Origin of the sequence: Streptomyces sp. NPDC002018 (assembly GCF_042890865.1) — a bacterium.
GTDB lineage: Bacteria > Actinomycetota > Actinomycetes > Streptomycetales > Streptomycetaceae > Streptomyces.
In genome coordinates this window covers 92,067-105,331 of the sequence record NZ_JBIASO010000010.1, presented here as the reverse complement: position 1 = coordinate 105,331, position 13,265 = coordinate 92,067, and the positions used below count along the sequence as shown (strand labels likewise).

Below are 13,265 nucleotides of genomic sequence, written 5' to 3'. Positions count from 1 at the left end.
GGATGGTTGTGGCTCGCCCGGGAGTCGGTTGTTTGATCCCGTGCTGGTGCGGCCGGTGTGATGCGGGGACCCGAACATCGGTTGTCGCGAGGGAGTCGCATGCGTGTGCGGTTGGGGCGCGGTTTCGGCCGGCTGTGGTCGGCCTACGCCATCAGTACATACGGTACGTGGATTGCCTTCGGCGCGTTTCCGCTGATCGCGGTGCGAGTGCTGCACGCGCCGGCGTTCGCCGTGTCGCTCCTGGAGGCGGCCGGGCCGGCCGTCGCGGCGATCGTCGCGTTCCCGCTCGGGCCGTGGGTCGAGCACCGGGCCAAGCGCCCGGTGATGATCGCGATGGACCTGATCCGGTTCGTCGCGGTGGCAAGTGTCCCGATCGCGTACGTCCTCGGCTTGCTCTCGTACGGTCAGCTACTGATCGTCTCCGTCATCTCCGGGACCGCGGGCATCGCCTTCACCGCCGCGTCCGGCGCGTATCTGAGGCATCTCGTCCGTGGCGATCATCTCCTTGTGGCGAACGGGAGATTCGAGGGCACGAGCTGGGTGGCGACCGCGGCGGGTCCACCCCTCGGTGGCGCCCTCACAGCGTTGCTCGGCCCGGTCATCACTGTCATGGCCGACGCCCTCAGCTACCTGCTGTCCGCGCTCGGGGTCCTCCGCATCCGCGGAGGCGATGTCGCGGCTCCCCGCGACCGGGCCACCGGGCTGCGCGGAGCCGACCTCCTGAGGGGCTGGCGGTTCATCCTTCGCGACCGCGCACTGAGGCGCCTGTTCCTCAACTCGGTCCTGGTCGGCGGCCTCATCATGGCCACCGTCCCGCTCCTGTCCGTCCTCCTGCTGGGCCAGTACCACTTCCCGGCCTGGCAATACGGTCTCGCCTTCGGCATCCCGGCACTCGGCGGCTTCGTGGGCGCCCGCCTCTCCGCGCGCCTCGTGACCCGCTACGGCCGGCACCGGGTCATGACGGTCTCCGGCTGGCTGCGATCGCTCTTCCCACTCGGTCTCACGTTCGTCCGCCCCGGCATTCCCGGACTTCTCACCGTGATCATCGTCGAGGGCCTGCTCATCACCTGTATGGGCATCTTCAATCCGATCTACGCGACAGAACGCCTGCGACGGACTCCCGCGGATCACACCGCCCAAATCCTCAGTACCTGGAGTGCCGTCAGCAAACTCCTGCAAGCCGCCCTGATGGTGGTCTGGGGCATTCTCGCCACACTCACCAGCCCGCTCGCCGCGATCACCATGTCCGGCGTTCTCCTGCTGGCCACCCCGCTCACGCTGCCCGAACGGAGACATTTGTCCGCCCCTGGGTCCGCCCCTGGGTCCGCCCCTGGGCCCGCCGCGTCGGGCCCGGGGGCGGACGCGGCGGCCGAAGACGTCCGGGTCGTATGACTCACCGCAACGCCCCGCTCACCCCGGAAGGGACGCGCGGTTTGGTGCGGGCCGTGCGGTGCGGCAACTGTCCGGCCTTCTGTGGACAGGGCGCGGGGCAACGCGGTGACGCTGGTGGGGCAGGTGGGGCGGGGGTACCTGAGAGAGAGCCGCGCACCGGACGGTGCGCGGCCCTGGGCGGGATCAGACGTCGATGTTCGGCCCCTGGGGAATGGAGTTGAGCACGATGTCACTCAGGGTGACGACTTTGTGCCAGTCGAAGGCGTACTTCTCGAACGCGCGGCCAGTGATCCCGCGCTTGAGACCGTTCGAGATCAGCCAGATCGTGTCCGAGGACGGGGACGTGGCCAGGATGGCGCCATCCGACAGGGGGCCGCCGTCGGTGATGCTCTCGATGTCGATCACATGCTGCACGCCCACGTAGGAGTTGAACAGGTTGAGGTACGTGGGTCCGCTGGGGATCGCCCGTCGCTTGCCGTCGATGACGACGTAGATGGTGGCGCCGGTGACCGACTTGATGCGGTAGCCGTTCAGTTCCGGCCGGTCGGCTACCGCAGCCGTCTTCGCTCGGACAGGCGCTTCGGTGGCACTGAGTTCCGCGACCGTCTTCGCTCGGACGGGTGCTTCGTCGGCGCTCGCGGTGAGTGCCGCTCCGAGTCCGAGCGGGACGGCAAGTATCAGGCTGATCGCGCCGAGTGATACGCGTCGGCCGAGGCTTCTGGGCATGGCTCCTCCAAGGAGTCGGGAGAGGTGGCGGGGCCGCGGAGCGAGTAACTCTCCGCACCGGCGGCTCCGCACCAGGCTGGCAAAGGCGAAACGGGCTCGCCATCCCAGTAAGTTGGGGTCCAGCCGTTCACTGGAGGCATCTCGGTCACCCGGTCACCCGGGCGCTGGGTGGCGGCGGAGATCCCGCCAACAGCCCAACTGCCACGCGGGGGTGGCGCTGGAGCCCGCGCGGGCGGCGAGCTCCTTCAGGACGGCCTGTGCCGCGGCGGCGGCAGAGGCGGGGTTCTGGCCGGTCACGAGGTCGCCGTCCGTACCGAGGGCGGATGGCTGCCATCTGGTCCCGGCCCAGGATGGCGTCCTCGGCGGTTTCGGGGCCCTCTTTGCCCGCGGGCGCCGACTTGGCCGCCCGGGGCGGCTGGGCCCGCCTCAAGATGGGCAAGAGCCCGACGTGTTACACGGGGTTCTTCGACAAAACACGTAACTCGTCGGGCCTGTACTGCAGTACGGCATGCAGCACACGGATGGCGGCGCGGGCCTACCGCAACCGTGTGGGTTTTCGCGGTCTTTCGACGTTGTGGTGGTGGGCGGTGGGACGGCGGGATGTGTTCTGGCCGCACGTCTTTCCGAGCATTCCGATCTGCGCGTCCTGCTGCTCGAGGCCGCGCCGGCCGAGGGCCCCACTTCCATGGCGGTGCCATCGGCGTGGCCCAGCCTCATGCGCGGCGAGGTTGACTGGGGCTTCACGACAGCCCCCCAGGCCGGGCTGGACGGGAGGACGGTTGCCTATCCTCGGGGCAAGGTCCTTGGCGGCTCCGGTGCCATCAACGCGCTGATGAACCTCCGCGGACACCATGCCGCCGTCGACGCGTGGAACGTCACCGGTTGGGGATACCAGGACCTGCTGCCCTATTACCGTCGCAGTGAACATACCGAGGGTCCCGACGCCGCCTACCGAGGCGAAGGAGGCCCGATGCGTCCGAGTGTGCCAAGAACACACCACCCAGCCGCTGAGTCGGCCTTCGCCGCCTTTCGGGAACTCGGACATCCGGTGTCGGACGACTTGAACGGGGCCGGGGCCGAAGGTGTCGCCTGGGTAGAGCTGACTGTTGCCGAGGGGGTGCGTCAGTCCGCGGCGGACGCTTATCTGCGCCCCCATCTCGACCGTTCCAATCTGACAGTGATCACAGACGCGACGGCCGGACGACTCACGTTCTCGGGCACGCGCTGCACGGAGGTCAGCTACCTCCACGCCGGTACGGAGTTCCACGCGGAGGCAGAGAGTGAAGTCGTGCTGAGCGCGGGAGCGATCGGCTCCCCGCACCTCCTGATGCTCTCCGGCGTGGGTCCGGCACGTGAGCTGCGTCGTCACGGCATCACGGTGGTTCAGGACGTGCCGGGCGTTGGCGCCAACCTTTCCGATCACCCCCTGGGGGCGGTCGGCTACGCGGCCGGCCGCGATCTGCCGAGCGGCGTCAACAACCATGTCGAGGTGCTGGCCGCGCTGCGCAGCAGCCCGGCTGTGACACGGCCCGACCTGCATGTCCTCTTCATGGACACACCTGTGGCGGCATCAGGACCGCACGGCGGATACGGAATACGGTTCAGCGTTCTGTCTCCGCACAGCCGTGGCTGCGTCACTCTCGCCTCGGGTGACCCCGCTGTGGCTCCTGTGATCGATCCGGCGTTCCTCACTGATGAGCGGGACATGGACCGCATGCTCGTTGGCCTGCGTATCGCACGCGACGTGGGCATGACCGAGGCCATGAGCCCATGGCGTGACCGGGAAATCCTGCCCGGGACATCCGTCACCGGCCCGGACGAACTGCGCGCCTACCTGCGTGGCGGGGTCGGTGCCTACTTCCATACCGTCGGCACCTGCCGACTGGGCGACAGCCCCGAGGCGGTCACCGACAGTACGCTGCGGGTCCGAGGGACCGAAGGCCTGCGCGTCGTCGACGCCTCCGTCATGCCGGCCCTGCCCGATGCCAATACCAACGCCACCGTCCTCGCGATAGCCGAAAGAGGGGCCCACCTCATCACAGGCGAATGAGGGCGAGCGCATGTCGCTGCCGCATCGCGATGACGGTGGCGTTGGCGGAGACGCCATCCTGACGCCGTGATGAGGCAGTGGAGGATGAGCTGCTTTCTCAAAGCTTGCGCGTGCGGGCGCTGCCGCGCAGGAGGCGCCACCGAGCGAGGGACGTGGGCCACCGATGAGTGGGTTACCGGCCCTGCGCGAGGTCGACGAGCTGATGCATCACCGCTGCCGGCAGCGCCGGGTTGGCCGCGGCGGCGAAACGCGCTGCCCGGCAGGGTGAGCCGGCGCAGCAACTCACTGGCGGGGAGCCTGGGGTTCCGCACCGCCCAGTCTCCGACGTCCGGGTCGTCGGCCAGCCGTAGCGGCAGCTCCGGGCCGGCTTCCGGGTCGTCCAGCGCGGCGTGCCGCAGGCGGGGATTGGGGTCGTCCGCGAACCGGGCGAGACCGGGCCGGGCGAAGTTCCGGTGATGTCGCAGGACCGACCAGATCCGGTCCTGTGCCGTGGCGTACATCTCTACCAGCAGCTCGTGCGGCGTGTCCTGGTCGAAGTCGCAGAGGCTGCGCCGCACGCCCGGGTCCTCGTCCGCGGCCAACCGCGTCACCACATCGGCCGGCAGATGCGGCCACCGGGCCAGGGCCCGCCGCAGCCCGATGTGTGCCGACGCGGCGATCCGCCGTGCCGCCTCGGGCTCCGCCGCCCGCTCCTGGACCCAGCTCGGCCGGGGACACCACTCCGGCACCAGGTACGGGATCGAGGCGCGCTGCTCTTCGGTCAGATCCTCCCGCATCGACAGGGCGAGCCGGACCTCGTTCTCAGGGTCCTCGGCCAGACGCAGCGCCAGCGCGAGCGGGACCTCAGGGTCACCGGCGGCGTCGCGCCGGACATATGTCTCCGCGTGGACCACCCGCGCCTGGGCCGTCAGCACCTCCGGCTCCTCCCGTGTCCGGAGCAGCTCGGCGATCTTCTCGCGCACCTGCGGGGAGGGATCGTCGAGCAGCCGCTCCCGTACCGGCTCCGGGAGCCGTTCCCACAACTCCCGCCTCAGCACCCCGGACCGGACATCAGGGTCCTCGTCCTCGACAAGCCGGCGCTGAACGGCGGCGGGTAACCCCGGAGCACTGGTGATCATCCGCCGGACCTTCGGATCCGTATCCCCGGCCAGTGCCGCCAGCGCCTCTGGCGGGCTCGGCCGCTTGAACTCGGAGAGCAGGACGGCGTACACGAACCGGACCCGGGGCTCCACGTCGTACGCGAGCCGTGCCAGCACATCGACATCCGCGGTCGGGTTCTCCGCGACGTCCAGCCGGTACTGCATCCGCGACGACGCCACCGCGATCGCAGTCGCCTCCTCATCAAGCCGGCGCCAGGTGAACCACAGTCGATCGGCCGGCAACTCCTCGAACTCCAGGAGCCGCTCAAGCACCGTTCCAGGCAAGGCCGGATTGCACGTCAGTCCCCGCAGCCACTCCCGTACCACGACCTCATCCGCACCAGCCTGCTCAAGTGCCTCATCCACCCCATGCATCCGGCCATCCCCACCCGCTGGCGCCGCACCCTGACCGCTCGTGTGCCGACCGGTCCCCGCGTCAAAGCGTAAGCGCCGTCCGCTCTCGTGAACACTGGCCTCACCCCGGTTCGGGTGCTTCACGAGACGATGAACAACTGCTGTCGAGACTCGGGTTCTGGCCCAGCTTCTGTGGATGGGCTCGTTGGGCAAGGGGGTCCGGCTAGGGTCTCTCGTTTGGACCTGGCTGGGTCAGGGACCGGGGTCCTGTGCCGTGGAGCGTCGGCTCCCTCCTCCGCCGTCAACGTCGCGAGGCGCGGTGCCGGGGCACATGCGCCCGGCAAGATCCAAACGAGGGGCCCTAGCTGTCTGAAGTGGGCGATACGGGACGGGTGAACAGGTGTGCTTGCCGTATCCCGGCCTTGCGTAGTTCGTCTGCCACGATGCGCAGCGCGGTGCGGGCCATGTGCGGAAACATTCCGCCCTTGCAGTCCATCCACACGCGGGGGACCGTGTCGTCGACGGCGGCGTAGTTGGGGCTGTAGAGGTCGGTGTCGGCCATGACGTCCTCGGCCTCCTCCGGCGAGAGTTCACGGCCGTCCTCGAGCACGCGCGTCAGGCGGTGTCTCGCGGCGGTGAGCGCCGTGACCGCACGGGCAGGGTCGTCCGACGTGACGGCGATCTCCCAGTGCTGTTGATACGCGTCGCCGTCCTCGCCCCCCAGGATACGCAGCGCGCCCGGGTCAACCGTGATGCCGCCCGGCTCGCTCTCCGAGACCACGGCCCGACGCATCCAGAATGCGCTGTGGACGGTTTCCAGGCATGCCTCGGCCACGCGCCAGAGCATCTGCGGGCCGGAACCGCGAACCGCCTCCTCGAACAGATCGCGTGCGCGTTCCCGGTCCCCCGACTCCATGGCCCGGCAGCCGCGTTCGAACGCGGTCTCGGCAGAGTGATCGGCAGATGACGGGAACAACTCAGTAGTATTCACAGGCCCATACCTACCACCCAGCTCTGACACACGGTCACTGAGCAGCACACCTGGTGTCTTTCGCCGCGGCGGCGACGGGTCTGGCGGACCCGGCCACCATCAGCACCGCCGAGAGCGACCGGGCAGAGTGCCGGAGGCGCGGACAGGGCCCGCCCCGGCCGGGGGACCGGTGGGATACGGGCGCGCCGTCCTTCCTCTGCCTGCGACGCGATGCGTGCTCGGCCGTGGACAGAACCGGGAAAGGGCCCACGACCTGTGCCGAAAGGCGAACGACGGACAACGAACGTCCCTCGGTACGGCGGCTGTTGGCTGAACACAACGCGACCCGCGTGGCTCGCATCACCTTTCGGGAACTCCCTCGGGCCGGTCGGACAGGTCGAAGGTATGGACATGAGTGTGCGTGCCCGGATACGGGCGGGAGACCCGGCTGCCTTCGGGGCTCTCTTCGACGATTACGCCCCGGCGGTGTACAACCACGCTTTCCGGCTGACCGGGGACTGGTCGGTGGCCGAAGACATACTGTCCCTGACCTTTCTTGAGGCCTGGCGGCTGCGCGCGTCGGTCGATCTGGACGGTGGGCCGCTGCGGCCCTGGCTGCTCGGGATCGCGACCAACACCGCCAGGAACACCCGCCGCGCCGCCCGGCGGCACGAGGCGGCCGTCAGCCGCCTGCCGCGCGAAGAGGCGTTCCCGGACTTCGCCGAGGAACTGGTCGGCCGGATCGACGACGCGGCCCAGGTCGCGCTGTTCCGGGCGGCGCTGTCCAGGCTGCGCCGCCCGGAGCGGGAGGTGGTCGCGTTGTGCGTCTGGTCCGGTCTGGACTACGCCACGGCGGCCCGAACGCTGGGCATCCCCGTAGGAACAGTGCGTTCGCGGCTGTCCCGCGCCCGCAAGAAGCTTCACAAGTTCGCGGGCACCGACGCCGAGTTGGGGGCCGCCGCGTCGAGCACCGGGAACTCGCGGCGGAGCCGCGGACAGACAGAAGGTGACCGCAGCCCTGCGGTCCGGCCCCCTCAGGAGGAGACCCGATGAGCCCCGAACCGCCCAGGCCCACCCCGGCCGAGCGCGAGGAGATGGTCCGGCTGCTGCCGGGCCCGGCCGACCGTGACCTGCCCGGACGCCGCCACCAGCTCCTGAAGGATCACCTCATGCGTGAAGTCCGGCAGCACCCCGCCACCGACGAGGCCGCCTCCCGTCCCCGGCGCCGGCGCCTGGCACTCGCGGCCGTACCGCTGGCCGCGGGTGCCGTGGCCGTCGTACTGGCCACCGGAGGCATACGCGACGACCGCCCCGCCACCGGCCCCGACCCGACGGTGGCCTCAGGGCCGTCCACCGGCGCAACCCACGCCACATCCGCCGCGGTACTGCTGGACCGGATCGCGGTCGCCGCCGCCTCCCAGCCGGCGCCCGTGATCCGCGACGACCAGTACATCCACATCGTCAGCACGGTCGCCCCGACCAGGGGGACCGGCCCGGCCGCCACACTCAGCGACAAGCCTCACGCGCGGCAGATCTGGCTCTCCGCCGACGGCTCCCGCCCCGGACTCCTGTGGGAGAACGGTACGAAGAGTTCGCTCGGCACCAAGGGGGCGGGCACGGACACGGCACCGTCCCTGAACGCACCCACCTACCGCTACCTGGAATCCCTGCCCACTGACCCCGGCCGACTGTTGAAGAAGATCTATGACGAGACCAGGGGGATGGGATCCGGCCCCCACCAGCAAGCGTTTCTGACCATCGGCGACCTGCTGCGTGAGCAGATCGCCCCGCCGAAGGTCAGTGCCGCCCTGTACCGGGGCGCGGCGAGAATCCCCGGTGTCACAGTCGTTGACCAGGCGGTCGATGCCGCGGGCCGGGCCGGCGTCGCCGTCGCCCGCGTTCACGACGGTAAGCGCACCGAATGGATCTTCGACAAGAACACCCTGCGATTCCTCGGCGAACGCAGTGTCATGACCGAGAGCACCGCGTGGGCCAAGAAGGGCCAGGTCATCGATGACGCCGCTGTCCTGAGCCGCACCGTCACCGATGAGCCCGGACAGACCTCGGGCCACGCAAGCTGAACCGCGGACTCCCCCCGGCCGGGCCAGTGCGCCGTCCGGTGGCATCCGTCGGTCTTCATCAGCTTATGAAGTCGCAGGTCACCGAGCCTGCTCCCCGCACCTGCTTCCCGCACCTGCTCCCCGCACCTGCTTCCCGCACCTGCTCCCCGCGCCTGCTCCCCACACCCGCGGGGATACGCACGCCCCTGGTGTCCCATGCCTCCGCGAGCGGGACCATGTGGCCGAGGTCCAGGGCGCCGGGTGGGCTCACGGTCCGACCCTCCAGCCCGCCGACGACCGGCTTCGGCACCAGCCCATCCGTGACGGATGGAGGCGCGGGACAGGGGTAGGCGAAAAAGTGTCCCCGCGCGGGGACGGCGGAACTCCGCCGTCCCGGGCGCGACCGGCCAGACAAGGAAGGCCTCTCATGCTGAACGCCATCGCCGATGTCCTTCGGAAGATCGCGGGCGCCGTCGCCACCGTGGTCACGCTGCCCTTCCGGGCCGTCGCCCGCCTCTTCGGCGGCGCCTCGGACACCGCACACGGCCGCCGCGCCTGACGCACGGGGCGGGATGGGGCGCCCGCCGCCCGTCATTCCACGAAAACGGGCGGCGGAGCCGGGTGAGGCGTGCGGCTGGCGGTGCTGGTCATGGAGGTGCCCTCTCGGGGCGTCGGTCGGCTCGGCGCGGGTTCTGTGTCAAGATCCCGTTCCGAGTGATCGCGGGTCGTCTCAGGGATGTCTCAGGCGTGTCATCGGGTGAGCAGGGCCGTGAGGGCCGTCCGTGTTACGGGTGACGGATCGCGCAAGAGCCGCGGTCGCACAACCTGAGAGGCCGTGACTGCCATGAAGAGCCAGCGTTTTGGGATCATCGTCGTGTCCGCCGTCGCCGGTGCGTTCCTGCTGACCGCCTGCAACGGCGAGGACACGCCGACCGGCGCCGGCGCGAGTGCCGCGGCCAGTGGCCCGGCCGCCGGCGGGCACGCGTCGGCCGGTACGGAGCACGGTGGCGGGGGCGGCACCGTGCAGGGGGCCGGTCAGTGGGACAAGAACAAGGCGGACGCGGCCTTCTTCGGGTCCGTCCTCAACGGTGCCAATGAGGTGCCGGTCGAGGGTGGGCCGGCCGTGGGTGACAAGGACGGACACGCGCTCGCCCTCATGCGGATCCAGGGCGATCAGGTCTCCTACGCGTTCACCTTCACCGGGACCGAGACACCGACGCTCGCCCACCTCCACAAGGGCGTTGAGGGCGTGAACGGCGACGTGAAGATCCCGTTCTTCACGGAGAAGCTGGACGACGGCAGGAAGTTCGCCTACGGCACGGTCACCGTTGACGACCACGACTTGCTGGAGGGCATCAAGGCCAACCCCCAGAACTGGTACTTCAACATCCACACCGGCCAGTTCCCCGGCGGCGCCGTCCGCGGCCAGGCCTACAAGCTCCCCTCCAGCGTCCACGTCCCCGACGCCATCACCGAGGAGACCCTCAACTCCGTCGTGAAGGGCGCCAAGTAACCCACCACACCCGCCAAGCCGCAATTTCTGTAGGTGGCTTGTCGCTCCGTCAGCTCATCGCGGGTCCGTCGCGCAGCGGTCTCCTGAAACCGGCTGACGCACACGGGACGGCATGAGAATGTCGTCGCCGCGACCGCCCGGCAGTGGCGATCCGGGGCGCCGGCGCTGTGGCTGAGAGCCCGGCGTCGGCGCACCGGTATCACCTACGCGGCGATGGCCGGTAGGCGACTGGGCGTGGGCGGGAGGTCAGGACGGGGCGCCCAGCGACCAGCCGGAGATGTCGCTGACTCGTCCGCGCCACACCGGAGTGGTGGGTGCTGCCGGGACGGACATGAAGGTGACGTCCACCAGATGGATGAAGGACTGCCGCCCGTCCGGTTCGCCCCCCATCTGCCGCAAGGTGTCCTGGACAGTATGAGGCAACTGGGCCATCAGCTCGGACCGCTCCTGCCGGGCCGTCGCCTCGGACACCACCTTCTCCCAGCGGTCCGCCCAGGCCACGGGACTGACCAGATGACCGGCGACGATGCCACCGGGCATCGTCAGGCAGATCGCCATGCTCGCTTCCGGCTGCGACGCCACCAGCCGCAGCAGGATCTCCAGGTGGGCATCGACCTCCTGGCCGCCGGGCGCACCGGCTGTCTCACCCTGGGCGTGCTCGCTCATACAACGGTTCCTTTCGTGTCCGCCCTGGAGCTTTCCTGCGGTTCCTCGGACGGTGAGCATGCTCTCGCGCAGGTGCTTCAGGGTGCGCGAGAGGCCGACGACATAACGCCTACCCCGTCTTCGTAGCGTGATCGCGGACAAGGGCCGCGGTTTCCCGGGAAACAAGGGCCGCGGTTCCCGGGAAATCCACCTCCGCCGACGCGGCGTCCTGCCGAAGCCACCACGGGTCCACGACCCCAACGGCGCCCGGCCGCGCGCCCACATACCCTGGCAGGGGATGTGGTCTGGTCCACTGCCGGAGCGGTGACTCGAATCCCCGGCTGCTCAGTGCCGTTCAACGCGACGCGGCGCAGGGCTGACAGGGCGGCGGCGTCAACCGCACCGTCAACACCTACCAGCCACATGGCACCTTGCCCCCACAGGACACGATCCGCGTCAAGCAGCCCGACCGTACGAGGTGCACGGGGCCGCGACGGACTCCTGTCGGTTACACGTAGACGTACAGCGCCCACCTGGCGCCGGTGCGGACGCACGCGTGCTCGCCGACCTGTGTCTGGCCCACCTCGAAGCACTCTTCGAGAGTGTCGTAGTAACCCACGAGGACAGGTGCGGTAGCGGCGGCCGACGCGGGTGCCGCGATGGCACCGCCGGCGAGCATGACGGCTCCCAGCGCGACGCCCACGGCCCAGATCCTGGTACGCATACGATTCTCCCCCTTTGGTCCGGTCTCTTACCTGACGGCAACCTCGCACGGGCGAACAAGGCGGGCAAGCTGTTCGGCCGTCGATGGCCGGATACGGTGTCCGCGTCCCCGCGTGTCCCGCACATCTGGCCGAAGCCGGGCGGTGGCACGTTCTTGGCCCCCGGCCCCTGGCGCTTGGCGACCGTTGTCGCGTCGGGCAGGAGCGGCACAAGGGTGTCCAGGACCCTCTCCACGGTCGGCCGGGGACGCCTGCGCCGCTCGACCATGGGCGGTCATTACTTCCGGTCCTCGGAAAGAGTCTCTGCAACTCGCCGCCACACCTCGGCCGTGACCAACTGCTTCAACTCCTCACCGGACAGCGGGGGCTCGGCCCGACTGACCGGTGAACCATGGTTGGCGACGGAGTTCAACTCGCTGACCCTGATGTACTGGCTCCTCGGGGTGAGCAGGGAGGCCGTCCACTCCTTGGTGTCCCCGCGCCGGTCGGGACGCACGTACCCCTTGAGCAGCTGCACCCGCGAGCCGTCGGGCAGCCGGGTGACGACGCAGCTGTCGACCTGGTCCTCGGACGGACACCCGATGGTCATCTCGGCCTGAATGCCCGGCTCGAGCCAGGCGATGACGCCGACGCTGATGGCCGCCGGTCCCCTGCCGTCGTCATGGACGACGTGCGCGGACAGATCAAACCCTTCGCCGAACCCGCGTCCGAGCCGATCGGTGATCTCGCCCTCGGGCAGCAGGCCTTCGAACGTGCGGATCATGTAGGCCCCGGAGACAGGAGTGGGGACCGGCGCCGCGGTGGGCTGCTGCGGAGCGCTGCCCCGGGGCAGGAGCAGTGCGCCGCCTGCCGCGATGAGCCCGATCGCGGACACCACGGCGGCCCGCCGCCGCGGCAGCAGCCGCCCGCGGGCCGTCCCCGCGGAGACGAGCGCGGGCCGGTCGGCGTCGAAGCGCGCGCCGGCGGCACGCAGGGCGCGGCCGAGCCGTCCTTCGAACGCGTCCTCGTCGGCATCGTCACGCTCGTCGAGTTCTTCCCCGAGCATTTCCCGTAGCTGGCCAAGAGCCCGCGCGCAGCGGGTACGTACGGCTGCCGGGTCGGCGTTCATGGCGTCGGCGGTCTCCTCCATGGACCGGCCCTCCCAGTGGTGCAGGACGACCACGGCCCGGTCCTCGGCGGGCAGTCGTCCGAGCGCCCGCACCAAGGGTGTGTCACCGTCGGCGGGGCGCGGTACGTCCGGCGGTACGCCGGCCGCCCGTTCGGTACTGCCGCGGCGTCGCTGACGGGTGAGGAAGGCGCGGGTGAGGACGGTCTGCTCGTACCCGGCCGGACTGCCGGCCCGCGACACGTGCCCCCTCCGTGTGTACAGCCGCCCGGGGGCCTCCCGCACCAGGTCCCGCGCGAGATGTGTGTCGCCTGCGGTGAGCAGACAGGCGAACCGGTACAGATGCTCGGCACGCGCCGTCGCGGACTTGGCGTTCTCGTCGGCACGGACCTGTCTCATGCGTGGTTCCCCCTGTCGCCGCCCCGGCTCGCACTGGCCGCCACGCCCCACTGATCGCGGTGGGGCCGGGGGACTGTCTCACGGATGGGTGTCCGTGGAAGGGCCGCCGAGCGACGAGGAATCAGGGGGCCGATGACGATGCAGTGACCGGCCGGGCTTCGCAACCCGCGGTGCCGCCCGTTTCGCGGGG

General features: G+C 70.0%; 10 protein-coding genes and 2 pseudogenes. 7 read left to right on the top strand and 5 right to left on the bottom strand.

Annotation, left to right across the window (positions count from 1 at the left end; translation table 11 throughout):
• The first annotated feature begins 99 nt into the window (after positions 1 to 99).
• Positions 100 to 1,392: an MFS transporter gene (locus ACFYYH_RS18590; RefSeq protein ID WP_388551867.1), complete on the top strand. Its 1,293-nt coding sequence runs from the start codon at positions 100 to 102 to the stop codon at positions 1,390 to 1,392.
• A gap of 183 nt (positions 1,393 to 1,575) precedes the next feature.
• On the opposite strand, the gene ACFYYH_RS18585 is transcribed toward ACFYYH_RS18590, so the two are convergent.
• Positions 1,576 to 2,118, bottom strand: coding sequence for a hypothetical protein (locus ACFYYH_RS18585; RefSeq protein WP_388551866.1), 543 nt, complete (start codon positions 2,116 to 2,118; stop codon positions 1,576 to 1,578).
• Between the two features lie 323 nt (positions 2,119 to 2,441).
• Between ACFYYH_RS18585 and ACFYYH_RS18580 the strand changes: the two are divergent.
• Positions 2,442 to 2,606: pseudogene (locus ACFYYH_RS18580) on the top strand (hypothetical protein); the annotation flags it as partial.
• 20 nt (positions 2,607 to 2,626) lie between these two features.
• Positions 2,627 to 4,168 (top strand): GMC family oxidoreductase, encoded by a 1,542-nt coding sequence (locus tag ACFYYH_RS18575; RefSeq protein ID WP_388551864.1) that lies wholly within the window; start codon positions 2,627 to 2,629, stop codon positions 4,166 to 4,168.
• Between the two features lie 1,854 nt (positions 4,169 to 6,022).
• Here ACFYYH_RS18575 and ACFYYH_RS18570 read toward each other — a convergent pair.
• Positions 6,023 to 6,652, bottom strand: a complete 630-nt coding sequence (locus ACFYYH_RS18570; RefSeq protein ID WP_388551862.1) for a hypothetical protein — start codon at positions 6,650 to 6,652, stop codon at positions 6,023 to 6,025.
• Positions 6,653 to 7,036: 384 nt separating this feature from the next.
• On the opposite strand from ACFYYH_RS18570, the gene ACFYYH_RS18565 reads away from it, so the two are divergent.
• The 4 genes from ACFYYH_RS18565 to ACFYYH_RS18550 all read left to right on the top strand — a co-directional run bounded on the left by ACFYYH_RS18565 (position 7,037) and on the right by ACFYYH_RS18550 (position 10,204).
• A complete protein-coding gene (locus tag ACFYYH_RS18565; RefSeq protein WP_388551860.1) occupies positions 7,037 to 7,684 on the top strand; it encodes an RNA polymerase sigma factor in 648 nt (215 codons plus the stop codon).
• The gene (locus ACFYYH_RS18560) at positions 7,681 to 8,712 is read left to right on the top strand and encodes a CU044_5270 family protein (RefSeq protein WP_388551859.1); all 1,032 of its coding nucleotides are present in this window, start codon (positions 7,681 to 7,683) and stop codon (positions 8,710 to 8,712) included. Before ACFYYH_RS18565 ends, ACFYYH_RS18560 begins: the two co-directional genes overlap by 4 nt.
• Before the next feature lie 406 nt (positions 8,713 to 9,118).
• Positions 9,119 to 9,250, top strand: coding sequence for an LPFR motif small protein (locus ACFYYH_RS18555; protein WP_388551857.1), 132 nt, complete (start codon positions 9,119 to 9,121; stop codon positions 9,248 to 9,250).
• A 285-nt stretch (positions 9,251 to 9,535) separates the two neighbouring features.
• Positions 9,536 to 10,204 carry a CHRD domain-containing protein gene (locus ACFYYH_RS18550; RefSeq protein WP_388552219.1) on the top strand — a complete coding sequence of 223 codons (669 nt, stop codon included), beginning with the start codon at positions 9,536 to 9,538 and terminating at the stop codon, positions 10,202 to 10,204.
• Positions 10,205 to 10,450: 246 nt separating this feature from the next.
• Here the strand turns inward: ACFYYH_RS18550 and ACFYYH_RS18545 are convergent, their stop codons facing one another.
• From ACFYYH_RS18545 to ACFYYH_RS18535, 3 genes and pseudogenes are all read right to left on the bottom strand, one after another.
• Positions 10,451 to 10,870, bottom strand: coding sequence for a hypothetical protein (locus ACFYYH_RS18545; RefSeq protein ID WP_388551855.1), 420 nt, complete (start codon positions 10,868 to 10,870; stop codon positions 10,451 to 10,453).
• Positions 10,871 to 11,357: 487 nt separating this feature from the next.
• Positions 11,358 to 11,573, bottom strand: coding sequence for a hypothetical protein (locus ACFYYH_RS18540; RefSeq protein WP_388551853.1), 216 nt, complete (start codon positions 11,571 to 11,573; stop codon positions 11,358 to 11,360).
• A 1,019-nt stretch (positions 11,574 to 12,592) separates the two neighbouring features.
• Positions 12,593 to 13,075, bottom strand: a pseudogene (locus ACFYYH_RS18535) (sigma factor-like helix-turn-helix DNA-binding protein); the annotation flags it as partial.
• Positions 13,076 to 13,265 lie beyond the last annotated feature (190 nt).

Coding starts and splice junctions, on each gene's coding strand:
- ACFYYH_RS18545 (WP_388551855.1), bottom strand. CDS start 10,870: ATGAGCGAGCACGCCCAGGGTGAGACAGCCGGTGCGCCCGGCGGCCAG.
- ACFYYH_RS18585 (WP_388551866.1), bottom strand. CDS start 2,118: ATGCCCAGAAGCCTCGGCCGACGCGTATCACTCGGCGCGATCAGCCTG.
- ACFYYH_RS18540 (WP_388551853.1), bottom strand. CDS start 11,573: ATGCGTACCAGGATCTGGGCCGTGGGCGTCGCGCTGGGAGCCGTCATG.
- ACFYYH_RS18590 (WP_388551867.1), top strand. CDS start 100: ATGCGTGTGCGGTTGGGGCGCGGTTTCGGCCGGCTGTGGTCGGCCTAC.
- ACFYYH_RS18575 (WP_388551864.1), top strand. CDS start 2,627: ATGCAGCACACGGATGGCGGCGCGGGCCTACCGCAACCGTGTGGGTTT.
- ACFYYH_RS18565 (WP_388551860.1), top strand. CDS start 7,037: ATGGACATGAGTGTGCGTGCCCGGATACGGGCGGGAGACCCGGCTGCC.
- ACFYYH_RS18560 (WP_388551859.1), top strand. CDS start 7,681: ATGAGCCCCGAACCGCCCAGGCCCACCCCGGCCGAGCGCGAGGAGATG.
- ACFYYH_RS18550 (WP_388552219.1), top strand. CDS start 9,536: ATGAAGAGCCAGCGTTTTGGGATCATCGTCGTGTCCGCCGTCGCCGGT.
- ACFYYH_RS18555 (WP_388551857.1), top strand. CDS start 9,119: ATGCTGAACGCCATCGCCGATGTCCTTCGGAAGATCGCGGGCGCCGTC.